We start from the raw sequence: 22,359 nt of genomic DNA on the forward strand, positions 1-22,359 counted from the left end.
TCAGCTATTGACGCCCCCGCGCGGCGGTGCGAAAGTCGGGCACATCGAGTATCTGACGGAGCATCAGAAGTGACGAGGACGGTGAACCCCCTTGGAATTCGGGATCTTCGTACAGGGATACGTCGGCAAGCGGGCCGAGACCGATCCCGAGGCCGAGCACAAGGTGCTGATGGAGGAGACCGAGTACGTCATCCAGGCCGACAGGTCCGGGTTCAAGTACGCCTGGGCCTCCGAGCACCACTTCCTGGAGGAGTACTCGCACCTCTCGGCGAACGACGTCTACCTCGGCTACCTCGCCCACGCCACCGACCGCATCCACCTCGGCTCCGGCATCTTCAACCCGCTCGCCCCCGTCAACCACCCGGTCAAGGTCGCCGAGAAGGTCGCCATGCTCGACCACCTCTCCGGCGGACGCTTCGAGTTCGGCTCGGGGCGCGGGGCCGGCTCCCACGAGATCCTCGGGTTCATGCCGGGCATCACCGACATGAACCACACCAAGGAGATCTGGGAGGAGACGATCGCCGAGTTCCCCAGGATGTGGCTCCAGGACGAGTACCCCGGCTTCCAGGGCAAGCACTGGTCGCTGCCGCCGCGCAAGGTCCTGCCCAAGCCGTACGGCAAGTCCCACCCGGCGATGTGGTACGCCGCCGGGTCCCCGTCCTCGTACGCCATGGCGGGCAGGAAGGGCCTGGGCGTCCTCGGCTTCAGCGTGCAGAAGGTCTCCGACATGGAGTGGGTCGTCGAGTCGTACAAGACGGCGGTCAAGGAGGCGAAGGCGGTCGGGGACTTCGTCAACGACAACGTCATGGTGACCTCGACCGCGATCTGCGCGGAGACCCACGAGAAGGCGGTCGAGATCGCGGCCGGGGGCGGGCTCAACTACCTGCAGTCGCTGCTCTTCCGCTACCACGACACCTTCCCCCGGCCCGAGGGCGTCCCGGAGTGGCCCGAGCTGCTCCCCGAGTACAGCGCCGAGATCATCGAGCTGCTCATCCAGGAGGAGCTGATGATCTGCGGCGACCCGGCCGAGGTCCTCGCGCAGTGCAAGCGCTGGGAGCAGGCGGGGGCGGACCAGCTCTCGTTCGGGCTGCCGATCGGCGTCTCGTACGAGGACACGATGAACACGATCAAGCTGATCGGTGAGCACGTGATCCCGAAGATCGACACGGACCCGGTCCACCGCACCACCCGCTTCCGCCAGGCGGCGGGCTCCTGACAGGGGCGGCGTCTTCCCGGACCGCCGCCCCGCACCGGCCCCGGCCGGGGACGCCGTAGCCGCGGCCGGCTACCGCGCCCTCGGCCGGGGCATGCCCGCGCGGCCCCCGGCCGGGGCATGCCCGCGCGCAGAAAGGACCGTCATGCTGGATCACCTGATCAAGGGCGCCACCGTCGTGGACGGCACCGGCGCCCCCGCCCGCACCGCCGACGTGGGGATACGCGACGGGCGGATCGTCCTCCCCGAGCCCGGCGCGGCCGCCAGGACGAGCGAGGACGCCGCCGGTCTCGTCCTCAGCCCCGGATTCGTCGACCCCCACACCCACTACGACGCCCAGCTCTTCTGGGACCCCTTCGCCACCCCCTCCATGAACCACGGCGTCACCACCGTCGCCGGCGGCAACTGCGGCTTCACCCTCGCGCCGCTCCACCCCGGCCGGCCCGAGGACGCCGACTACACCCGCCGCATGATGTCCAAGGTGGAGGGCATGTCCCTCAAGGCCCTGGAGGAGGGCGTCGACTGGAGCTGGTCGTCCTTCGGCGAGTACCTCGACGCCCTGGAGGGGCGGATCGCCGTCAACGCCGGCTTCATGGTGGGGCACTGCGCCCTGCGCCGCCATGTGATGGGGGCCGAGGCGGTCGGCGGACAGCCCACCCCCGAGCAGCTGGGCCGGATGGTCGGCCTGCTCCACGACGCGATGGACGCCGGCGCCTGGGGCCTGTCCACCACCCAGTCCTCCACCCACTCCGACGGCGACGGCGCCCCCGTCGCCTCCCGGCACGCCACCCCGCACGAGCTGATCGCGCTCTCCCGGGCCGTCGGCGCACACGAGGGCACCCAGCTGGAGGCGATCCTCGCCGGCTGCCTCGACCAGTTCTCCGACGCCGAGATCGACCTCTTCGTCGCGATGACGGCCGCCGCCGGCCGGCCCCTCAACTGGAACGTCCTCACCATCGACGCCACCGTCCCCGAACGCGTCCCGCGCCAGCTCGCCGCCTCCGCGCGCGCCCGCGAGTCCGGTGGCCGGATCGTCGCCCTCACCATGCCGATCCTGACCCCGATGAACATGTCGCTCGGCACCTTCTGCGCCCTCAACCTCATCCCCGGCTGGGGAGAGGTCCTCTCCCTGCCCGTCCCCGAACGGATCGCGCGGCTGCGCGACCCGGACGTACGGGCCGGGATGCTGCGCCGGGCCGACTCCAAGGAGGCCGGCGTCTTCCGGCGCCTGGCCGACTTCGGCCGGTACGTCATCGGCGACACGTACTCCGAGGAGAACCGGGGGCTCACCGGACGGGTCGTCCGCGACATCGCCGCCCAGCGCGGCCAGGACCCCTTCCAGTGCCTCGTCGAGATCTGCGCCAACGACGATCTGCGGACCGTCCTGTGGCCCATGCCCACCGACAACGACCCGGCCTCCTGGGCGCTGCGCCGCGAGACCTGGGAGCACGAGGACGTGCTGCTGGGCGGCTCCGACGCCGGCGCGCACCTGGACCGCATGTGCGGCGCGCCGTACACCACCCGCTTCCTCGGCGACTGCCTGCGCGGCCGGAAGCTCGTCCCCCTCGAACAGGCGGTGCGGATGCTCACCGACGACCCGGCCCGGCTCTTCGGGCTCCGGGAGCGCGGGCGGATAGCGGAGGGCTTCCACGCCGATCTGGTCCTCTTCGACCCCGGGCGGATCGACGCGGGACCGGCGACCCTGGTGCATGATCTGCCGGGGGACAGCCCCCGGCTCGACTCGCGCGCGATCGGCGTCGTCTCCGTCCGCGTCAACGGCGTGGAGACGATCCGCGACGACCGGGTGACCGGCGCGATCCCGGGCCGGGTGCTGCGCTCGGGGCGCGACACCAGGACGGTGAGCACCCGGTGAGGACCGAGCGGCTGTTCATCGGCGGGGAGTGGGTCGAGCCCGACGGCGGGCACTACGAGGTGGTGAACCCGGCCACCGAGGAGGTCGTCGGCCTCGCGCCGGAGGCCTCCCGCGCCCAGGTGTACGAGGCGGCCGCCGCGGCCCGTGCCGCCTTCGCCACCTGGTCCCGTACGCGGCCGGAGGAGCGGGCGGCGATCCTCCACCGGGCCGCGGAGCTGATGGCCCGCGACGCCGAGGAGAACGCGGCCCTCGCCCGGGCCGAGACCGGGGCCACGACCGCCACCGCGCGCGGGATGCAGGTCGCCGTCGGCGCCGCCCGCTTCCGGCGGTACGCGCGCGGCACCCTGGAGCCGGTCGAGCGGGCGCTGCCCCCGCAGATCAACGAGGCGGGCCCGATGGGGAAGGCCGGCGTCCTCGGCGCGGTCGCCGTGCGCCGCCCGGTCGGTGTGGTCACCTGCATCACCTCGTACAACAACCCCTGGGCCAATCCGGCGGGCAAGATCGCTCCGGCGCTCGCCATGGGGAACACGGTCGTGGTGAAGCCCGCGCCGCAGGACCCGCTCTCGGTGTACGCGATGACGCGGGCGCTGGCGGAGGCGGGGGTCCCGGCCGGGGTCGTCAACGTCGTCACCGGCGCGAGCACCGCCGTCGGCGAGGCGGCCGTCGACTCGCCGGACGTCGACATGGTCTCCTTCACCGGCTCGACCGCCGTCGGGCAGACGATCGGCGCGGTCTGCGGCCGCGAGCTGAAGCGGCAGCTGATGGAGCTGGGCGGGAAGGGCGCGGCGCTGGTCTTCGACGACGCCGACCTGGACTCCGCGGTGGCGGGGATCGGCACCACCTTCGCCTTCTACAGCGGTCAGATCTGTACGGCCCCCACGCGGGTGCTCGCGCAGCGCGGGATCCACCGGCGGCTGATCGAGAAGCTCACCGGCTACCTCGCGTACATGAAGGTCGGCGATCCGGCGGCGCCGGGCACGGTGGTCGGCCCAGTGATCTCGGCGGCCCACCGCGACCGGGTGGAGGCGTATGTCGAGCTGGGGCGGAAGGAGGGCGCCCGGGTGGTGGCGGGCGGCGCGCGCCCGGACCTCGCGAAGGGCTTCTACGTCGCCCCCACGCTCCTCACCGAGTGCACCAACGACATGCGGGTCGTACGGGAGGAGATCTTCGGCCCGGTCGTCGTGGTCGTCCCCTTCGACGACGAGGAGGAGGGGATCGCGCTGGCGAACGACAGCGACTACGGACTCCTGGACTACGTGTGGTCGGGGGACGTGGCCCGGGCCTTCCGGGTCGCGGCGCGGCTGCGGGCCGGGGGGGTCGGGGTGAACACCGTCGGGCGGAACATGGAGGCGCCGTTCGGTGGGTTCAAGAAGAGCGGTGTGGGGCGGGACGTCGGCTCGTACGCCCTGCACGCCTACAGTGAGACGCAGGCGGTGGTCTGGCCCGGTTGATCACCGGACGGGCCCTTCGGGAGACCTCCGGGTGTCCTCCGGGAGATGGCCGAAAAACAAGCACGGGAAATTTTGGATTCGGACATTTCGGGCTCGGCTGCGGTTCCCGCATATCGGACATCCGCCGGAGCGCCAACCAATCGGTCGGTGCGGCGAATGGTCGATCTTTCAATCATTGGTGGCTGTCCGGTTTGTGCCACGCAATGCAAGGTAAAGATCGATGGGCTGAGTGGATTTCGATCTTCCGGATGTGGAAACCGCAGCACTTAACGTCCTGTTCATGACTCAGGTGGATGCACGGCCCATGGCCGGAGACACGGTAAGGGGCGTCGACGCCCCCGGCGACACCCACGGCGTGCGCACGAAGGGCCTCGGCGGGAACTCCGTCGGGCTGATGGGCGGCGCCGTCATCGGCATCTCGACCGTCGCCCCCGTCTACTGTCTGACCTCCACGCTCGGCCCCACGGTCGGCGAGGTCGGACTCCAGATGCCCGCGATCTTCCTCGCGGGCTTCCTCCCGATGCTCCTGGTGGCCTTCGCCTACCGCGAGCTGAACCGGGCCCTCCCCGACTGCGGCACCTCCTTCACCTGGTCCGTGAAGGCCTTCGGTCCCAAGGTCGGCTGGATGTGCGGCTGGGGCCTGCTGGTCGCCACCATCGTCGTCCTGTCCAACCTCGCAGGCGTCGCCACCTCCTTCTTCTGGCTCACCGCGGGCGAGGTCACCGGCAGCGAGAGCGTCGCCGCCCTCGACGGCAACAAGGCCGTCCACATCCTCACCACGCTGGTCTTCATCGGCATCGCCACGGCGATCAGCTACCGCGGCATCACCGCCACCAAGTGGGTCCAGTACGCCCTCGTCGGCCTGCAGCTCACCGTCATCGTGATCTTCGCCTTCATGGCGATCAGCAAGGCGGACCAGGTCGCCGGGTCGCTCGACTTCTCCCTCACCTGGCTGAACCCCTTCGGCGTCGAGTCCTTCTCGGCCTTCACCGCCGGCCTCTCCCTGTCGATCTTCATCTACTGGGGCTGGGACGCCTGCCTGTCCATCAACGAGGAGAGCACCGGCAGCGCCCGCACCCCCGGCCGCTCCGCGCTCCTCGCCATGGTCGTCATCGTCGCCTCCTACCTGCTGGTCGCCATCGCCGTGCAGATGTACGCGGGCATCGGTGAGAAGGGCACCGGACTCGGCAACCCGGACACCTCCGACAACGTCTTCGCCGTCCTCGCCGGCCCGATCATGGGCTCCGGCCTCGGCGTCCTGCTCTTCGTCGCCGTCCTCGCCTCGGCAGCCGCCAGCCTCCAGACCACCTTCATCCCGGTCGCCCGTACCGCGCTCGCCATGAGCACGTACGAGGCGCTGCCCGCCGCCTTCGCCCGGGTGAACCCGCGCTTCAAGACGCCGGGCCGCGCCACCGTCTGGGCGGGTGTCGCCACGGGCGTCTTCTACGCGGTGATGAGCCTGGTCAGCGAGAACGTCCTGGTCGACACGATCTACGCCCTCGGCCTGATGATCTGCTTCTACTACTCGATCACGGCCTTCGCCTGCGTCTGGTTCTTCCGCAAGGAGCTGACCGGCTCGTTCGCCAACCTGATGGTCAAGGGCGTCTTCCCCGGCGTCGGCGGCCTGATGCTGACCGCCGTCTTCGGCAAGACGCTGTACGACATGTGGGACCCGGCCTACGGCAGCGGCTCCTCGGTCCTCGGCATGGGCTCCGTCTTCGTCATCGGCGTCGGACTGCTGCTGCTCGGCGCGGTGATCATGCTGGTGATGCAGCGCAGGAGCCCGGCGTTCTTCCGCGGCGAGGTGCTGACGAAGGAGACGCCTTCGCTGGTGGTCGCCGACTGACCGGCACCCATCACATCTGAGTCACCTGTACGAAGGTGGCGGGACCGGACGGGGTCCCGCCACCTTCTCGTGCGTCCAGGGGGTGCCGGGGCTACCAGGTGACGGTGCCGGCGGGCTGGCGCGTGGTGACGTTGACCCGGTTGAAGAGGTTGGTGATCCCGACCATCAGCACGATCGCGGCGAGCTGCTTCTCGTCGTAGTGCGCGGCGGCCTCGTCCCAGACCGGGTCCGGCACGGCGTCCGAGGTGTCCGCGATCCGGGTCGCCGCCTCCGCCAGCGCCAGGGCGGCCCGCTCCTCGGCGGAGAAGTACGGCGCCTCGCGCCAGGCGGCGACCGTGAACAGCTGCGCGTCGCTCACGCCCGCCTTCCTCGCGCTCTTGACCCCGAAGTCGACGCAGAAGCCGCAGCCGTTGATCTGGCTGGCCCGCAGGTGCACCAGCTCCAGGGTGGACTCCGGGACTCCTCCCTCACGGGTCACCTTGAGCAGGTCCTGGATGGCCGGCAGGGCCCCCGGCAGGAGAGCGGCGGGGTTGGTGAGCCGTGCCTTGAGTTCGTGCTGCATGGTGGTCGCTCCTCAGCGGTCGGTGCGGCCGTTTCCGTCGGCCTCACCGCATTGACGGAGCGCGGCACACCGATGTGACACGTCCGGAGGAAATTTCCGCCGACTTCTCGGCAGCCCGGTCAGGAGGCGGGTTCGGCGATCAGGGCCGTCCCCGCCGTACGGAAGCCCAGCCGGCCGTACAGACGGGCCACGTCACCGTCCGTGGCCGTCAGGAAGACCGTCTCCACACCCCGCGCCCGGGCGTCCGCGACCAGGGCGGCGGTCACCGCCAGGCCCAGACCGCGGCGGCGCGCGGCCGGAAGCGTGCCGACGCCGACGACCTCCGAGACCCCGCCGACCGGCTGGTGCTGACCCGCGCACAGCGCCGTGCCGTCCGCGTCCAGAGCGGCGGCGAGGTGCGTGAGCCCCGCCGCGATCCGGGCGGCGACCTGGGCGGCCGCGCCCGGCGGCGGCGCGACGCCGAAGGCCGCGTACGGCGCGGCGGCCGCGCTCGGCAGCACCGGATCGTCGGCACCGACCATCCGTACGGTGACCCCTTCGGGCGCGGCCGCCGCACCCTCGCCGTCCAGCACCATCAACGGGTGCTCGCGCACCAGGAGCCCGCTCGCCTCGACGGCGGCCCGCAGCCCCGGCGTCGTCTCCGCCACCCACTCGAACGCCTCGGGCACCCCCAGCTCCCGCTGCCGCGCCCGAACCCGTTCCACGTCGGCGACCGTCACCTCCCCGCCGTACCCCAGCGCGGGCCGGGCGTAGTACGGCCAGCCCTCCCCCTCCCGGACGAAGAGGGTCAGCGGCCCGAACTCCTCGGCGCGGGCGGCGGAGCGCGGGACGGCGTCGTAATAACTCTCGAGTCGCGTCAGCATGGAGATCATCCAAACACCCGCCCGGGCCGGAGCGCCCGCGGATTTCCACAGGCACGGGAGCGCCGCCGCCTGCCCTCGGGGAACCGGCCCCCGGACACCCAGGCCGCCCCTGACGCGGCCCGGCCCGCCCGGTTCCGGCAGGATGGGCCCCATGACCGAGATCCGTACGCCCCGCCTCATCCTCCGCCGCTGGACCGACGACGACCTCGTCCCGATGGCCGAGATCAACGCGGATCCGGAGGTCATGCGCTGGATCGGGGACGGCTCCGTCCGGGATCTGGAGGAGACCGCCGAGGACATCGAGCGGTGGGAGGAGGAGTGGGACGAGGAGGGCTTCGGGCTCTTCGCCGTCGAGCTCATCGCCTCCGGCGAGCTGATCGGCTTCGCGGGCCTGTCCGTGCCGGAGTTCCTTCCCGAGGTGCTCCCGGCCGTCGAGATCGGCTGGCGGCTCGGACGGCCGTTCTGGGGGCAGGGGTACGCCTCCGAGGCCGCCCACGCGGCGCTGGAGTTCGCCCTCCAGGACCGCGGCCTCGACCGGGTGGTCGGCATCGCCCACATCAGCAACACGGCCTCCGAGAACATCATGCGCAAGCTCGGCATGACCCCGGAGCGCGACGTCAACCACCCGGTCTTCGGGGTCCCGCTGCGCGTGTACGCCATCGACCTCACCGAGTACCAGGGCTGAGCCCGGCGGCCTCCGTACTCCCCGGCGGCGGCAGGCGTCCCCCGCGAGGAACGGCTCTCGTGAATCCGCTCCGTGCGCCCTACCTTGGCCGCATGCGGATCTCGACCACGATCTTCCTGACCGACGAGACCATCTCCCCGGTGCGGCTCGCGCGCGAGCTGGAGCGGCGCGGCTTCGCCGGGCTCTACCTCCCCGAGCACACCCACATCCCCGTCGAGCGGACGACTCCGTACCCGGCGGGCGGCGAACTGCCCCGGGAGTACGGCCGTACTCTCGACCCCTTCGTCGCCCTCGGCCAGGCCGCCGCCGTCACGGAGCGGCTCGGGCTGGGCACGGGCATCACGTTGATCACCCAGCACGACCCGATCGCACTCGCCAAGCAGATCGCGACGCTCGACCATCTGTCGGGCGGCCGCTTCACCCTCGGCGTCGGCTTCGGCTGGAACCGGGAGGAGGCCGCCGACCACGGCGTGGAGTGGGCGACGCGGCGCGAACTCACCCAGGAGCGCATGCGGCTGATGCGGGCGCTGTGGGCGCCGGAGCCGACGGCGTACGAGGGCGCCTTCGGGCTGTCGGTACGCGCCTCCTACGCCTACCCCAAGCCGGCGGGCGGCGCCCCGCGCACCCTCCTCGGCGGCGCGGCGGGACCGAAGCTCTTCGCGCAGATCGCCGCGTACGCGGACGGCTGGATGCCGATCGGCGGCCGCGGCCTGTCGGAGTCCGTTCCGCTCCTGCGCGAAACCTGGCAGAAGGCGGGCCGGGACCCGGAGGCGCTCCAGGTGGTGCCGTACGCGGTCCGGCCGAACCCGGGGAAGCTGGCGCACTACGCGGAGCTGGGCTGCGAGGAGGTGGTGCTCCAGCTGCCGCCGGGGGAGGAGGGAAAGGTTCTCGGGGTCCTGGACGACTTCGCGCAGTACCTCTGACATCGACTCGCCCGGAATGCTCGGGCCAGCACCGAGCCCCCGGTCGCGGGTGAGGGTTCCGCCGTCGGAGGCCACTCTTATGCTCGGTCCATGACGGATCACCAGGCGGAACAGCCCGAGCGGCCCACCGAGAACGCCATGCGCCGCGCGCTCAGGCGGGCGCGGGACGGTGTGGCGCTCGACGTCGCCGAGGCCGCCGTGCTGCTCCAGGCCCGGGGTGGCGACCTGGAGGACCTGGCCGCCTCCGCGGCGCGCGTACGGGACGCCGGGCTCGCGGCCGCCGGGCGGCCGGGGACCATCACCTTCTCCAAGAGCGTGTTCATTCCGATCACCCGGCTCTGCCGCGACCGTTGCCACTACTGCACCTTCGTCACCGTCCCCGGCAAGCTGCGCGCCGCCGGCCACGGGATGTTCATGTCCCCCGACGAGGTCCTCGACATCGCCCGCCGCGGCGCCGAACTCGGCTGCAAGGAAGCCCTCATCACCCTCGGGGACAAGCCGGAGGACCGCTGGCCCGAGGCGCGCGAGTGGCTGGACGCGCACGGCTACGACGACACCCTCGCTTACGTACGCGCCATGGCGATCCGCATTCTGGAGGAGACCGGGCTGCTGCCCCACCTCAACCCGGGCGTGCTCTCCTGGACCGACTTCCAGCGGCTCAAGCCCGTCGCCCCCTCCATGGGGATGATGCTGGAGACCACCGCCACCCGCCTGTGGTCCGAGCCCGGCGGCCCGCACCACGGCTCCCCCGACAAGGAACCGGCCGTGCGGCTCCGGGTCCTGGAGGACGCCGGGCGCTCCTCCGTGCCCTTCACCAGCGGACTGCTCATCGGCATCGGCGAGACGTACGAGGAACGCGCCGAGTCCCTCTTCGCACTGCGCAAGGTCTCCCGCGCCTACCACTCCATCCAGGAGCTGATCATCCAGAACTTCCGCGCCAAGCCGGACACGGCGATGCGTGGGATGCCGGACGCGGAGCTGGACGACCTGGTCGCCACGATCGCCGTCGCCCGCCACATCATGGGCCCGAGCGCCTGCCTGCAGGCCCCGCCGAACCTCGTCGACGAGGAGTACGGCCGGCTCATCGGCGCCGGCATCGACGACTGGGGAGGGGTCTCGCCGCTCACCATCGACCATGTGAACCCCGAGCGGCCCTGGCCCCGGATCGACACCCTGGCCGAGAAGTCCCGCGCCGCCGGCTTCGAGCTGCGCGAACGCCTCTGCGTGTACCCCGAGTTCGTCGGCAGGGGCGAGCCCTGGCTCGACCCGCGGCTGCTGCCGCACGTCCGTGCCCTCGCCGACCCGGAGACGGGCCTGGCGAACCCGGACGCGCCGGTGCGCGGACTGCCCTGGCAGGAGCCGGACGAGGCGTTCACCGCCACCGGCCGCACCGACCTGCACCGCACCATCGACACCACCGGCCGCACGCACGACCGCCGGGACGACTTCGACGAGGTGTACGGGGACTGGGAGGCGCTGCGCGAGGCGGCGGCGCCCGGCATGGTCCCCCAGCGCATCGACACCGATGTCCGCGACGCCCTCGCCACCGCCGCCGACGACCCGACGCGGCTCACCGACGACCAGGCCCTGGCCCTGCTCCACGCCGACGGCCCGGCGCTCGACGCGCTCACCCGGATCGCGGACGACGTCCGCCGGGCGGTGGTCGGCGACGACGTCACGTACGTCGTCACACGGAACATCAACTTCACCAACGTCTGCTACACCGGCTGCCGCTTCTGCGCCTTCGCCCAGCGCCGCACCGACGCCGACGCCTACACCCTCTCCCTCGACCAGGTCGCCGACCGGGCCCAGCAGGCGTGGGACGTCGGCGCGGTCGAGGTCTGCATGCAGGGCGGCATCCACCCCGACCTGCCGGGAACGGCCTACTTCGACATCGCGCGCGCGGTGAAGGAGCGGGTCCCCGGTATGCATGTGCACGCCTTCTCCCCGATGGAGGTCGTCAACGGCGCGACACGTACGGGTCTTTCGATCCGCGAGTGGCTGACGGCGGCCAAGGAGGCCGGTCTCGACTCGATCCCCGGGACGGCGGCCGAGATCCTCGACGACGAGGTGCGCTGGGTCCTCACCAAGGGCAAGCTGCCGACCGCCACCTGGATCGAGGTCGTCACCACCGCCCACGAGCTGGGCATCCGCTCCTCGTCCACGATGATGTACGGACACGTGGACCAGCCCCGCCACTGGCTGGGCCACTTCCGCACCCTGGCCCGGATCCAACGGGAGACCGGGGGCTTCACCGAGTTCGTGACGCTCCCGTTCATCCACACCAACGCGCCCGTCTACCTCGCCGGCATCGCCCGCCCCGGGCCGACGGTCCGGGACAACCGGGCGGTCACCGCCATGGCCCGGCTCCTCCTCCACCCGCACATCACCAACATCCAGACCAGCTGGGTGAAGCTGGGCGCGGACGGCGCGGCCGAGATGCTCCGCTCGGGCGCCAACGACCTGGGCGGCACCCTGATGGAGGAGACCATCTCCCGGATGGCGGGCTCCCGTTACGGCTCCTACCGCTCGATCAAGGACCTCGTCGCCATCGCGGACGCGGCCGGCCGGCCCTCCCGCCCCCGGACGACGCTGTACGGCGAGGTCCCGGAGGAGCGCGTGCGCGCCGCGCGCGCGTCCGACGGACACCTCCCGGAGCTGCTTCCGGTCCTCCCAGAGTGAGTCAAACCCGGCCTGAAGGGCGGGGGATCACATAACGTTCCGGCTCCCGAACGTCCGTACCCGGTCGATTACAGTGCTGCGGCAGAGCAGACCTGCGTCAGACCTGCGTCACCGGGGGAGGGCACGTCGTGACCACAACCGCCGCGGCCGTGTGGGGCCGTGCCGAACAGCAGGACTTCCGGGCCCGGGTGCGCGGCTGCCTCCTCGGCGGTGCCGTCGGCGACGCCTTCGGCGCGGGCGTGTCGGGTCTGTCCCTGGCGGAGATCAGGACCGCCCACGGGCCGGACGGGCTCACCGAGCCCGTCCCCGCGTACGGCAGGCGCGGCGCCGTCACCGCCGCCACGCAGATGACCCTGTTCACCGTCGACGGGCTCATCCGCGCCCAGGTCCGCCGCGACACCGGTGCCTGGCACCCGCCGACGGACGTCCACCGGGCCCATCTGCGCTGGGCGGCTACCCAGCGCGACTGGGGCCCCGACGAGCGGCGCAAGGACAACGGCTGGCTGGCCCGTGAGGAGTGGCTCTACGCCCGCCGCGACCCGGCCCGCGCCTGTCTGACCGGCTTCGGCGACGAGGTCCTCGGCACCCTGGACCGGCCGAAGAACCCGACCGCGACCGATTCCGGCGCGCTGGTCCGCTCGGCGCCCTTCGGGCTGCTGGTCGGCTGGGAGCCGCAGTTGGTGTGCCAGCTGGCGGTGGAGTGCGCGGCGCAGACGCACGGCGACCCGGCCGCGTATCTCGCGGCCGGTGCCTTCGCCGTCGTCGTGCACGGGCTCGCGCGCGGCGAGAGCGTCGACGGCTCGGTGCAGCGGGCCCTCGCGCAGCTCGCGCCGCGCCCCGGCCACGAGCCGGTCACCACGGCCCTCCAGCGGGCCCTCGGAGCCGTACGCCAGGGGATGCCGAACGCGGCCAGGGTCACCGCGCTCGGCGCGGACGAGGACCGGGCCGAGAACCTCCTCGCCGCCGCCGTCTACTGCGCCCTCGTCGGCGAGGACATGCGGCACGGCCTGCGGCTCGCGGTCAACCACGACGGGCCGTCGGCGGCGACGGGGGCGCTCACGGGCGCGCTGCTGGGCGTCCTGCACGGCGAGACGGCCCTCCCGCCGGCCTGGCTGGCCGAACTGGAGGGCCGTGCGACGGTCCTGGAGCTGGCGGACGACTTCGCGATGGAGATGACGCAGGGCACCGCCCTGCACAGCCCCTCGGAGTCCTCGCCGGGCTGGCTGGCCCGCTATCCGAGAGGCTGACTGTCCGAGGGACCGCTATCCGAGGGCATGACCAGCCGAGGGCCTGACTGTCCGAGGCGCTGTCTGTCCGAGGCGTTGACTACCCCAGGGGCTGACGCTCGGGCACCGCGGCCGCCGGGCTGCCGTCGTCCGAGTGGAGCTTGTCGAGCACCGCGTCCCGTTCCGGGGTGTCCTCCGGCTTGATGAAGCCGATGAGGACGTACAGCACCAGGGAGGTCGCGAGCGGCGAGACGATCTGGGTCTGGAGCTCCAGGCCGTCGAGCCCGTAGTTCGTGAGCCAGAACGCGAACAGGCCGGCCGCCCAGGACACGAGTGCCGCCGTCGGCCCGGACCTGCGGAAGGTCCGCAGCAGACCGAGCATGAACGGGATCGCGATCGGCCCCATCAGGCCGGCCACCCACTTGATGACGACGGTGATGATGTCGCCGAAGGTGGGGGAGTTGACCTGTGTGGCGATCGCCATCGACAGGGCGAGGAAGGCGACGGTCGACCAGCGGGCGGCCAGCAGCCCGGCCCGGTGCGACCAGGTGCGTGCCGCCTTGCTCAGCGCGGGCGCGATGTCACGGGTGAAGACGGCCGCGATGGCGTTGGCGTCGGAGGAGCACATGGCCATGGTGTGCGAGAAGAAGCCGACGATGACCAGTCCGAGCAGTCCGTGCGGCAGCAGCTGTTCGGTCATCAGGGCGTACGAGTCGGAGGCGTCGGGCTTCTGCGGGTCGACGAGCAGCGGCGCCACCCACATGGGGAAGAAGAGGACCAGCGGCCAGACGAACCACAGGACGGCCGAGAGCCGCCCGGAGCGGGTGGCCTCGCGGGCGGTCGGCGTCGCCATGTAGCGCTGGGCCTGGTTCCACATGCCGCCGCTGTACTCGAAGGTCTTGATGAAGAGGTACGCGAGCAGGAAGGTCATCGTGTACGGGCCCGCGGTCGGCGCGGTGTGCCCCTGGAGCTCGGGCCGGTCCCAGACCGTCCACAGCGCGCTGAAGCCGCCCAGCTTCGCCAGGACGGCGACGAGCATGGCGATGCCGGCGAAGAACTGGATGATGAACTGGCCCAGCTCGGTGAGGGCGTCGGCCCACAGTCCGCCGACGGTGCAGTAGATGCCGGTGATGACGCCGGTGATGAGGATGCCCTGGTTGAGCGAGATCCCGGTGAAGACGGAGAGCAGGGTGGCGATGGCGGCCCACTTGGCGCCCACGTCGACGATCTTCAGCAGTACGCCGGACCAGGCGAGGGCCTGCTGGGTGGGCAGGTTGTAGCGGTTCTTCAGGTACTCCAGTGGGGAGGCCACATGCAGGCGCGAGCGCAGCCGGTTGAGGCGGGGCGCGAAGAGGTGGGCGCCGATGGCGATGCCGATCGCGATGGGGAAGGACCAGGTGACGTAGGAGGTGACGCCGTAGGTGAACGCGATGCCCGCGTAGCCGGTGAACATCACGGCGCTGTAGCCCGACATGTGGTGCGAGATGCCGGAGAGCCACCAGGGCATCTTGCCGCCGGCGGTGAAGAAGTCGGAGACGTTGTCCACGCGCTTGTGGGACCAGACGCCGATCGCGACCATCACGCCGAAGTAGCCGATGAGCACGGCCCAGTCGAGACTGTTCATTGAGCCCCCTCCAGGGGATCCGGTCCGCCTTGTGAACGCCGTTCATGGTGTGGCGAGTTGAGCTGCCACGACAACGCACTGGAGGGTCAAGAGCAAGTAAAATCGTTCGAGTTTTTGACCTGAGTTCATATTCGTGAACACAGATGGGGTCAAAAAGGGCCGCCCGGCGATCGGTTCACGGACTGCCCGGAGGCGGACATGCCGAAGCCCCCTCGGCCAGGACGGCGGACCGGTCGAGAGGGCTGCTGCGGTTGTGCTGCCGGGTGCTTTCGTGCGTCTCGCGTCTCGCGTTGCGTGTCGCGTTCGCGTGTCGCGTGGTTCGCGGTTCAGAGCGTTCCGGTGCTCACTTCGCTCACGAAGGCGTTCCAGGAACCGGGCCCGAAAGCGAGGGACGGACCCTCGGGAGCCTTGGAGTCACGCACCGCGATCGCGGCCACGACGGGGGACTTGACCTCCACGCAGGCCCCGTTCCCGCCGGAATAGGAGGACTTGGTCCAGGTGTCCGTAGCGCCCTGAATAATCGCCATGATGTCAGCTCCGGTTCTGCCGGTGGTATGTCGCGCCAACGTTCTTGCTGGCGTGATCGACGCTACTCGCCGGTCCCCTCGCGTGGGGCGAGCGTTCACTCGACCGGATGGCATATTCCAAGCGGACTTCCGCCGGAACAAGGCCGGGGTGTACCGTACCGGCCTCTTCCTCGACGTCCCGGCCGTATGGCCGTATTCACCCCTAATTTCCTGCGGCGTACTCCTTGGCGATGTCCGAGATGAACTCCCGGGTCTGCTCCACATTCAGCGCCTGTGCGCGCAAGTGCTCGTACATCACGCTGTACTTCGCGACATCCTGCGCCTTCTCCAGATAAAGGTCGCTGGTCACACCCTCGATGTAGACGACGCTGGAGTCGGACGTGTCGGGGAATTCCAGGATCGCGTAATGCCCGCTGATGCCGGGATGAGCCCCCATGTCGAACGGCAGGACCTGCACGGTGACATGCGGCAGATGCGACTGCTCGACGAGATGCTCCAGCTGCTCGATCATCAGCTGCCGGTTGCCGACGATCCGGCGCAGCGCACCCTCGTCGATGACCGCCCACAGCCGCAGCGGACGCTCGTCGTCCTTGATCCGCTCCTGGCGGCGGGTGCGGACCGTGACCCGCTTGTCGATGTCGGCCGGCGTGGACTCCGGCAGCGCGCCGGCGATGACGGCCTCGGCGTAGCCGTGGGTCTGCAGCAGGCCCGGGATGATCTGCGGCTCGTACACCCGCAGGCTCTCCGCGTCCGTCTCCAGACCGATGTAGACGCTGTACGGGATGTCGCCGAAGGCGTGCCACCAGCCCTGCTGGCGCGAGTCCTTGGCCATCTGCATCAACGACTCGACGACCCGCTCGTCCTCGACCTCGTACACGCCGCAGAGGTCGCGGACGTCGCGCTGGCTGATGGAGCGACGGCCGTTCTCGAGGCGGCTGATCTTCGACTGGGAGACGAGGAGCCGCTCGGCCACCTGCTCGGCCGTCATGTTCTTCTGCTCCCGGAGCCGGCGCAGCTCCTGCCCCAATCGGCGTCGCCTGACGGTGGGATTGACGTTGGACGCCACGGAAACTGCACCTCCGGCTGTCGGCTGCGTAGCTGTGAGTATCTACTGCTTGGCAGACTGCCACCAAAGATGCGGTGTGCGCTGGGAAATGGCGACAACACACGTGTGCGGGGCGGTCGTGAGGACCGCCCCGCACCCGTCTGTGCGGCTCCCGGATCGGGTCTGGTGTCGCTCGGTGTCTCCCGAGTCGGTCAGTGCACGGCCGCGCGGGCCATGCTCCCGCGCCGGGGCTGCTCGGGGACGCCCGCCGGACGCCCGCCTCCCGTCGCGGTGTTACGGCGCGGCTGGGCCGCCACACCGTTCTGGACGTCCATCACGGCGTGCGCCACGAGGCCGCCCATGGGGTCGTGCCGGATCAGGTCGCGCAGCCGGGACCGCGACGACCGTCCTTCGTTCCCCGGGTAGAGGTGCTTGCCGAGACCGACCGCGTGGGCCAGCGCGGCGAGCGCCGCGGTCCGCGGGTCCGGCGGTACGCCGGTGCGGATCGCACTGTCCAGCCGGGCCCTGATGTCCCGGCTGATGGCCGTCTCCGTCGCCTGGTAGCGCGTCGTCGGCAGCACTCCGCACATCTGGCCCTCCACGGCATGCACCATGCCGCAGCGCTCCAGATGAGCGAGGTAGATCTGGCGCAGCCCCAGTCGGGGCCCGCCGATCCAGTGGACGGCCCGGACCGGGCTGCCGCGTCGGCGCAGCAGTTCCAGTGCGGAGTCCAGTGTCGGATCTCCGGTCGGCCGTGGCATCACCACGGCGATACGATCCCCGTCAGGGGCTATCCGTCCTGCCAGAGCCAGCTCCACTAGCTGAGCCCCGGCGAGGCCGAGGTCGAGCGACTGCGGCTGCGCTGTGGTACCCGTGGCCGGGTCCAGAGCGAGCAGCAGAAGCTCCTCCGGAATTGTTCTGCGGCTCCTGCCCATCCATGCCTCCCCGCGTGGATGAGTCACAGGGTGACCCCTCTCACATTCATCTGTCGAGAGTGCCTGGGTGGTTCGTACGGGAACCGGCAGGTATGTCGTTCTCGTCTAGCACGGGAGCCAAGGGGTTCACACAGGACACTGGTACATGGTTCGGACGTACGCATGACGCATGGAGGAGGCACGGTGGCGGGCGAGTCCCCCGAAGAGGCGGAGCAGCAGAAGTCTTCGCAGGAGGCGACTCCGGGCGGCGGCGGCCGGGATCCGCGGCTGTCGGTGCTCCGTGAGTCGGCGTCGTCGGCATCGTCGGAGGGGTCGGGCGCGGTCCAGGTGGACCAGCCCACGGCCGTCTTCAAGTCCCTCGCTCCGCGCGCGCCGGAGGACGACACCCCGGCCGACCCGGCGCCGGACGGCGAGGGTGACCGCCTGCGGGCGGCGGTGGCGGCGTGGGTCGCCACCGGCGACCAGCCGTCGGAGACGGCGGAGGACACGGAGCCGGGCGCCGGGGCGGGGAGTGCCGTGAGCGGCGACGGCGAGGAGTCCGCCGCCCCGACCGGGTCGGCGAAAGCTTCCGCCGCGCCGGAGACCGCCGACGAGGACCCCGGGACGACGGGCGTGGAGCCGGCCGAGGCGGACGGTGAGGACAAGTCCTGGTTCGCGGCGCGGAAGACGACCGCCGACGAGACGGAGGGCGCCCGGGCGGACGTGCCGGAGGCGGGCGAGACCGATGCGGACCGTGCCACGGAGGACGCGCCGGCGGCTCGGGAGGCGTCGGCTGCCGTCGACGCGTCGACCCGGGAGGACACGCCCGCTCCGGCGTCGGCTGCCACCGATGCGCCGACCCGGGAGGACACGCCCGCTCCGGCGTCGGCTGCCACCGACGCGCCGACCCGGGAGGACACGCCCGCTCCGGTGACGCCTGCCGCCGCCGCGCCGGCCCGGGACGAGGAGCCCGCCGCCGACCAGTCCGCCTCCGCCGACGCGCCCGCCAACGACGCGCCCGCCACCGGCGCGCCCGCCACCGGCGACGCGGCCGACGCGCCGGCCTCCGCCGACGAGGCTGCCGAGGCGCCCGCCGTCGACCAGCCCACCGCCGTGTTCAAGGCCGTGCGGCCGCCTGTGGTGGACCAGCCGACGACCGCGCTGAAGATCCCGCCGACGCCCCCGGCGAAGGCCGCCGAGCCCGCCGCCGAGTCCGACGCCGAGCGCACGAGCCAGTTCATCCCGCTGCGCCGCGACCTCCCCGAGTCCCCGGCGGCGAAGGCGAAGCCCCAGCCCCTGCCCAAGGCGCAGCCGCAGCCGCAGCCGCGGCCGGAGCCCTCGGCCACCCCCGCCCCCGCCCCTGGCGCCCCCACCGGCCCCGCGACGCCCGCCTCCCTCACCGAGGCCGAGCGCACCAAGCAGCAGCCCATGCCGCCGCTGCCCCCGCTGGACCTGCTCGCGGAGCTCACGAACACCCCGCCCCCGCCGCCGACGCCCCTGCGCACCGCCGCCCGGCGCGTGCGGATCTGGACGCCGCTGGTCGTTCTCCTGCTGATCGTCTTTGCGGTCGTACAGTTCGTGCGGCCGCTCCCCACCCCTGCCCTCACCCTCTCCGCCGCCCCCACGTTCACCTTCGAGGGCGGCGAGCTGACCATGCCGTGGCCCACCGAGGGCCAGGGCGCCGCCGAGGTCGAGGGGGTCGGTTCGCTGGGGACGTACGGAGTCCAGAAGCCCGCTCCGATCGCCAGCGTCGCCAAGACGATGACCGCTTACGTGATCCTCCGCGACCACCCGATCAAGGGGAACCAGACCGGTCCCGAGATCACGGTCGACCGGAAGGCCGGCGAGCAGGCCAAGGCCAAGGACGAGTCGACGGCGCAGATCAAGGAGGGGCAGCAGTACACCGAGAAGGAGCTGCTCCAGCTCCTCATGATCCCGTCCGGGAACAACGTCGCCCGGCTGCTGGCCCGCTGGGACGCCGGTACGGAGGCCGCCTTCGTCGAGAAGATGAACGCCGCCGCCAAGGACCTCGGCATGACGGACTCGGTCTACACCGACCCGTCCGGTCTGCAGTCGACCACGGTCTCCACCCCGCTCGACCAGCTGAAGCTGGCGAAGGCGGTCATGCAGTACGACGTGTTCCGGGAGATCGTGGACATGCCGAACCTCACCGTGGACGGCATCCCCGGCCGGATCGAGAACAACAACAACATCCTGCTCCAGCCGGGTGTCCGGGGCATCAAGACCGGCTCCTCGACCCCGGCCGGCGGCAACCTGCTCTGGGCGGCGTACACCGTCGTCGACGGCAAGGAGCGCCGCATCCTCGGTGTGGTGATGGGTGCGAAGGACGCCGCTTTCCTGAACGACAAGCTCCAACTGGCGATCGACTACAGCCTCAAGCTGATCCAGGAGGCGCAGAAGGACGTGACCTCCGCCTCCGTCGTCCGCAAGGGGCAGGTCGTCGGCTACGTCGACGACGGCCTCGGCGGGCAGACCCCGGTCGTCGCGACCCAGGAGCTCAAGGCCATCGGCTGGCCGGGCCTGAAGGTGGGACTGGCCCTGACGGACGGCGGCAAGGCCGTTCCGCACGCCGGCAAGGCGGGCGACGTCGTCGGTCAGGTGTCGATCGGTACGGGCGCCGGCAAGGTCAGCGCACCCGTCGCCCTCCAGAAGGACCTGGTGGAGCCGGGCTTCGACAAGAAGCTGACGCGCCTCGGCTGACGCACGACGGGCGTCCCGGCTCTCCGGGGCGCCCAGCTGTTAGCGTTCCGAGGAACGAGATCGCGCGACGGGGAGTACGGGAAAGGGCCGCAGTGACCACCGCCGAGCCGACACGCGCCGACGAGGAGGCGCAGTCGCGTCCCCCCGTGCCCATGGGCGGCAGCGGCGGAGCCCCGGAGGAGACCGCCGCCGGGCACACCGGAGCTGCCGGGCATTCCGGAGCCGCCGCGCACGCCGGAGCAGCTGGGCATTCGGGCGCGGCCGGGCACACCGGAGCTGCCGGGCATTCCGGAGCGGCTGGGTCGTCGGACGCGGCGGTCCCGCCGCGAATAAGCCTCCCGGCCCCCCGGCCACCCACGAGCCCGGCGGCGCCCGGGCCGCGCCCCGCGCGCCGCAGGCGCCGCTACCCGGTCATGATCGCCACGGGCGTCGCCGCGCTCACCCATGTCCTGTGGTTCTTCCTGTTCGCGAACAGTGGCGGCGACCTCGCCGCCCAGGACGCCTGGGCCGAGTTCGTCGGCCGGCATCCGGACTCCGCGTACAACCTCGCCTGGTACGGCGGGATGCACCCGGTCTCGTACAGCGTGATCTCGCCGTACGTGATGTCGGTGCTGGGCGTCCGTACGACGATGATGATCGCCGGGACCGTCTCGGCCGGTCTGACGGCGCTGATCCTGGTGCGGGTGCGAGCGGTGCGCAATCCGCTGGCGTGCGCGCTGGCCGGGGTCTTCGCCTTCCTGTGCAACGCGCTGTCGGGGCGGGTGACGTTCGGGCTCGGCATGATGTTCGCGCTGGGCGCGGTCGCGGCCGTCTTCTGCTGGCCGTACCGCTGGCGGCACCGGCGCTGGGCGAAGGCCGCGGTCGCCGCGCCGCTCGCCGGTCTCGCGACCGCGTGCTCCCCGGTCGCCGGGCTCTTTCTCGGAGTCGCGGCGGCGGCGCTCTTCCTCAACAAACGGCGCCCCGGCGCGTACGCCCTCGGCCTCGCCCCGGTCGCGGTGGTGGCATTGTCGTCCTGGCTGTTCCCCTTCTCCGGTACGCAGCCGATGTCGCTGGCGTCGACGTCGCTGCCGTTCCTCTTCGGGGTGCTGGTCTTCCTGCTCGTACCGCGCGAGTGGCGCACGGTCCGCACCGGAGCGGCCGTCTACTCCGCGGGCACGCTGCTGACCTGGATGATCGACTCCCAGATCGGGTCGAACGTGTCGCGGCTCGTGATGGTCTTCGCGGGCGTCGTCCTCCTCGCCGCGCTGCCCTACGCCGCTCCGCGCTCGCGCCGCTGGTACGCGCTGGTGCTGGCCTTCGCGGGGCTGAACCTCTGGATCGGGTTCAAGGGCGTCGACGACGTCATCCGCACCGCCCCCGACGCGTCCTGGGCGCGGGAGGTCGCGCCGCTGATCAACCAGTTGCAGGTACGGGGGGCGGAGAAGGCGCGGGTGGAGGTCGTCCCGGCCTCCAGCCACCGCGAGTCGTCGGCCCTCACCCCGTACATCAACCTGGCCCGGGGCTGGAACCGCCAGGCGGACATGGAGCGCAACCCGCTCTTCTACGACGACACGCTGAACGCCGCGAACTACGAGGAGTGGCTCGACCGCTGGGCGGTGCACTACGTGGTGCTGCCGACCGGGAAGCCCGACTCGGGCGCGGAGCGGGAGGCGGAGCTGGTCGAGGGCGGCCTGCCGTACCTCAAGCAGGTCTGGTCCGACGCGAACTGGCGGCTGTACGAGGTCGAGAACCCGACCCCGCTGGCGGCCCCGCCGGCCGAGGTGCGCCGTGCGGCCGCCGAGGAGGTCGTGATCCGCCTCGACGCCCCGGGCCGGGTCCTGATCCGGGTGCCGTACTCCCCGTGGCTGGCCCTCCTGGACGAGAACGGCGGCAAGATCGAACCGCCGGAGGAGACGGAGGCGTCGAAGCGGGCCCGCGAGGAGTCGGAGACGGAACTCCCGAAGGTCTTCCTCAACGAGCACGGCTGCCTGCTGAAGGCGGAGGCGGACGCGGAGGGCGACGAGTGGACGGAACTGGTCGCCCCGAAGCCGGGCGTCTACCGCCTGGCGGCCCCGTACAAGCTCTTCCCCCGAGGCACGACCTGCCCGGAAGAACTCCGCTGACGCCCGGCGCGAGGGTAACGGGCCTCCTGAACGGCCGATAGCCTGACGCGTCACCCGAGGTCCGGGGCGGAGGTCCGACGCGCGCGGCGAATCCGCCGATGG

16 protein-coding genes are annotated in these 22,359 nt (G+C 71.6%); 10 read left to right on the forward strand and 6 right to left on the reverse strand.

The genetic code is table 11. The features are described from left to right. Positions 1-91 precede the first annotated feature (91 nt). From ACIRB4_RS20615 to ACIRB4_RS20630, 4 genes are all read left to right on the forward strand, one after another. Positions 92-1,216: an LLM class flavin-dependent oxidoreductase gene (locus ACIRB4_RS20615; protein WP_403293148.1), complete on the forward strand. Its 1,125-nt coding sequence runs from the start codon at positions 92-94 to the stop codon at positions 1,214-1,216. Positions 1,217-1,358: 142 nt separating this feature from the next. Beyond that, the gene (locus tag ACIRB4_RS20620) at positions 1,359-3,086 is read left to right on the forward strand and encodes an amidohydrolase family protein (RefSeq protein WP_403293150.1); all 1,728 of its coding nucleotides are present in this window, start codon (positions 1,359-1,361) and stop codon (positions 3,084-3,086) included. Beyond that, entirely contained in the window at positions 3,083-4,537 is a 1,455-nt protein-coding gene (locus ACIRB4_RS20625) for an aldehyde dehydrogenase family protein (RefSeq protein WP_403293152.1), read from the forward strand. Before ACIRB4_RS20620 ends, ACIRB4_RS20625 begins: the two co-directional genes overlap by 4 nt. 280 nt (positions 4,538-4,817) lie before the next feature. Then, positions 4,818-6,383, forward strand: coding sequence for an APC family permease (locus ACIRB4_RS20630; protein ID WP_403293153.1), 1,566 nt, complete (start codon positions 4,818-4,820; stop codon positions 6,381-6,383). 91 nt (positions 6,384-6,474) lie between these two features. Here ACIRB4_RS20630 and ACIRB4_RS20635 read toward each other — a convergent pair whose 3' ends face one another. Beyond that, positions 6,475-6,945, reverse strand: coding sequence for a carboxymuconolactone decarboxylase family protein (locus ACIRB4_RS20635; protein WP_403293155.1), 471 nt, complete (start codon positions 6,943-6,945; stop codon positions 6,475-6,477). Between the two features lie 119 nt (positions 6,946-7,064). Then, a complete protein-coding gene (locus tag ACIRB4_RS20640) occupies positions 7,065-7,817 on the reverse strand; it encodes a GNAT family N-acetyltransferase (RefSeq protein WP_403293156.1) in 753 nt (250 codons plus the stop codon). Positions 7,818-7,959: 142 nt separating this feature from the next. Between ACIRB4_RS20640 and ACIRB4_RS20645 the strand changes: the two genes are divergently transcribed. The 4 genes from ACIRB4_RS20645 (at position 7,960) to ACIRB4_RS20660 (ending at position 13,345) form a co-directional block, all read left to right on the forward strand. Further along, positions 7,960-8,493: a GNAT family N-acetyltransferase gene (locus tag ACIRB4_RS20645; RefSeq protein WP_403293158.1), complete on the forward strand. Its 534-nt coding sequence runs from the start codon at positions 7,960-7,962 to the stop codon at positions 8,491-8,493. Positions 8,494-8,585: 92 nt separating this feature from the next. Beyond that, positions 8,586-9,416, forward strand: coding sequence for an LLM class F420-dependent oxidoreductase (locus ACIRB4_RS20650; RefSeq protein WP_403293160.1), 831 nt, complete (start codon positions 8,586-8,588; stop codon positions 9,414-9,416). A 90-nt stretch (positions 9,417-9,506) separates the two neighbouring features. After that, positions 9,507-12,098 (forward strand): bifunctional FO biosynthesis protein CofGH, encoded by a 2,592-nt coding sequence (locus ACIRB4_RS20655; RefSeq protein ID WP_403293161.1) that lies wholly within the window; start codon positions 9,507-9,509, stop codon positions 12,096-12,098. Positions 12,099-12,226: 128 nt separating this feature from the next. Beyond that, positions 12,227-13,345 (forward strand): ADP-ribosylglycohydrolase family protein, encoded by a 1,119-nt coding sequence (locus tag ACIRB4_RS20660; RefSeq protein WP_403293163.1) that lies wholly within the window; start codon positions 12,227-12,229, stop codon positions 13,343-13,345. A gap of 79 nt (positions 13,346-13,424) precedes the next feature. Here the strand turns inward: ACIRB4_RS20660 and ACIRB4_RS20665 are convergent, their stop codons facing one another. The 4 genes from ACIRB4_RS20665 to ACIRB4_RS20680 all read right to left on the reverse strand — a co-directional run bounded on the left by ACIRB4_RS20665 (position 13,425) and on the right by ACIRB4_RS20680 (position 17,455). Further along, on the reverse strand, positions 13,425-14,948 hold the full coding sequence (locus ACIRB4_RS20665) for a sodium:solute symporter family protein (protein ID WP_403293165.1): 1,524 nt from the start codon (positions 14,946-14,948) through the stop codon (positions 13,425-13,427). Between the two features lie 326 nt (positions 14,949-15,274). After that, on the reverse strand, positions 15,275-15,475 hold the full coding sequence (locus tag ACIRB4_RS20670) for a DUF397 domain-containing protein (RefSeq protein WP_356894947.1): 201 nt from the start codon (positions 15,473-15,475) through the stop codon (positions 15,275-15,277). Positions 15,476-15,677: 202 nt separating this feature from the next. Further along, a complete protein-coding gene (locus ACIRB4_RS20675) occupies positions 15,678-16,541 on the reverse strand; it encodes a helix-turn-helix domain-containing protein (RefSeq protein ID WP_403293166.1) in 864 nt (287 codons plus the stop codon). Between the two features lie 191 nt (positions 16,542-16,732). Further along, the gene (locus ACIRB4_RS20680) at positions 16,733-17,455 is read right to left on the reverse strand and encodes a GPP34 family phosphoprotein (RefSeq protein ID WP_356894943.1); all 723 of its coding nucleotides are present in this window, start codon (positions 17,453-17,455) and stop codon (positions 16,733-16,735) included. A gap of 162 nt (positions 17,456-17,617) precedes the next feature. Here ACIRB4_RS20680 and ACIRB4_RS20685 point away from each other — a divergent pair, with 162 nt between their 5' ends. Beyond that, positions 17,618-20,155 carry a D-alanyl-D-alanine carboxypeptidase gene (locus tag ACIRB4_RS20685; protein ID WP_403293168.1) on the forward strand — a complete coding sequence of 846 codons (2,538 nt, stop codon included), beginning with the start codon at positions 17,618-17,620 and terminating at the stop codon, positions 20,153-20,155. A 413-nt stretch (positions 20,156-20,568) separates the two neighbouring features. Continuing rightward, entirely contained in the window at positions 20,569-22,257 is a 1,689-nt protein-coding gene (locus ACIRB4_RS20690) for an MFS transporter (protein ID WP_403293170.1), read from the forward strand. The last annotated feature ends 102 nt before the right edge of the window (positions 22,258-22,359 follow it).

The organism is Streptomyces sp. NPDC093600, assembly GCF_044764755.1.
In the GTDB taxonomy this organism is placed as follows: Bacteria; Actinomycetota; Actinomycetes; order Streptomycetales; family Streptomycetaceae; genus Streptomyces.

Excerpts from the sequence above, each read along its gene's own strand:
- ACIRB4_RS20620 (WP_403293150.1), top strand. The coding sequence starts at position 1,359 with ATGCTGGATCACCTGATCAAGGGCGCCACCGTCGTGGACGGCACCGGC.
- ACIRB4_RS20670 (WP_356894947.1), bottom strand. The coding sequence starts at position 15,475 with ATGGCGATTATTCAGGGCGCTACGGACACCTGGACCAAGTCCTCCTAT.
- ACIRB4_RS20680 (WP_356894943.1), bottom strand. The coding sequence starts at position 17,455 with ATGGGCAGGAGCCGCAGAACAATTCCGGAGGAGCTTCTGCTGCTCGCT.
- ACIRB4_RS20635 (WP_403293155.1), bottom strand. The coding sequence starts at position 6,945 with ATGCAGCACGAACTCAAGGCACGGCTCACCAACCCCGCCGCTCTCCTG.
- ACIRB4_RS20645 (WP_403293158.1), top strand. The coding sequence starts at position 7,960 with ATGACCGAGATCCGTACGCCCCGCCTCATCCTCCGCCGCTGGACCGAC.
- ACIRB4_RS20640 (WP_403293156.1), bottom strand. The coding sequence starts at position 7,817 with ATGATCTCCATGCTGACGCGACTCGAGAGTTATTACGACGCCGTCCCG.
- ACIRB4_RS20650 (WP_403293160.1), top strand. The coding sequence starts at position 8,586 with ATGCGGATCTCGACCACGATCTTCCTGACCGACGAGACCATCTCCCCG.
- ACIRB4_RS20655 (WP_403293161.1), top strand. The coding sequence starts at position 9,507 with ATGACGGATCACCAGGCGGAACAGCCCGAGCGGCCCACCGAGAACGCC.
- ACIRB4_RS20630 (WP_403293153.1), top strand. The coding sequence starts at position 4,818 with ATGACTCAGGTGGATGCACGGCCCATGGCCGGAGACACGGTAAGGGGC.
- ACIRB4_RS20690 (WP_403293170.1), top strand. The coding sequence starts at position 20,569 with ATGATCGCCACGGGCGTCGCCGCGCTCACCCATGTCCTGTGGTTCTTC.
- ACIRB4_RS20665 (WP_403293165.1), bottom strand. The coding sequence starts at position 14,948 with ATGAACAGTCTCGACTGGGCCGTGCTCATCGGCTACTTCGGCGTGATG.
- ACIRB4_RS20685 (WP_403293168.1), top strand. The coding sequence starts at position 17,618 with ATGACGCATGGAGGAGGCACGGTGGCGGGCGAGTCCCCCGAAGAGGCG.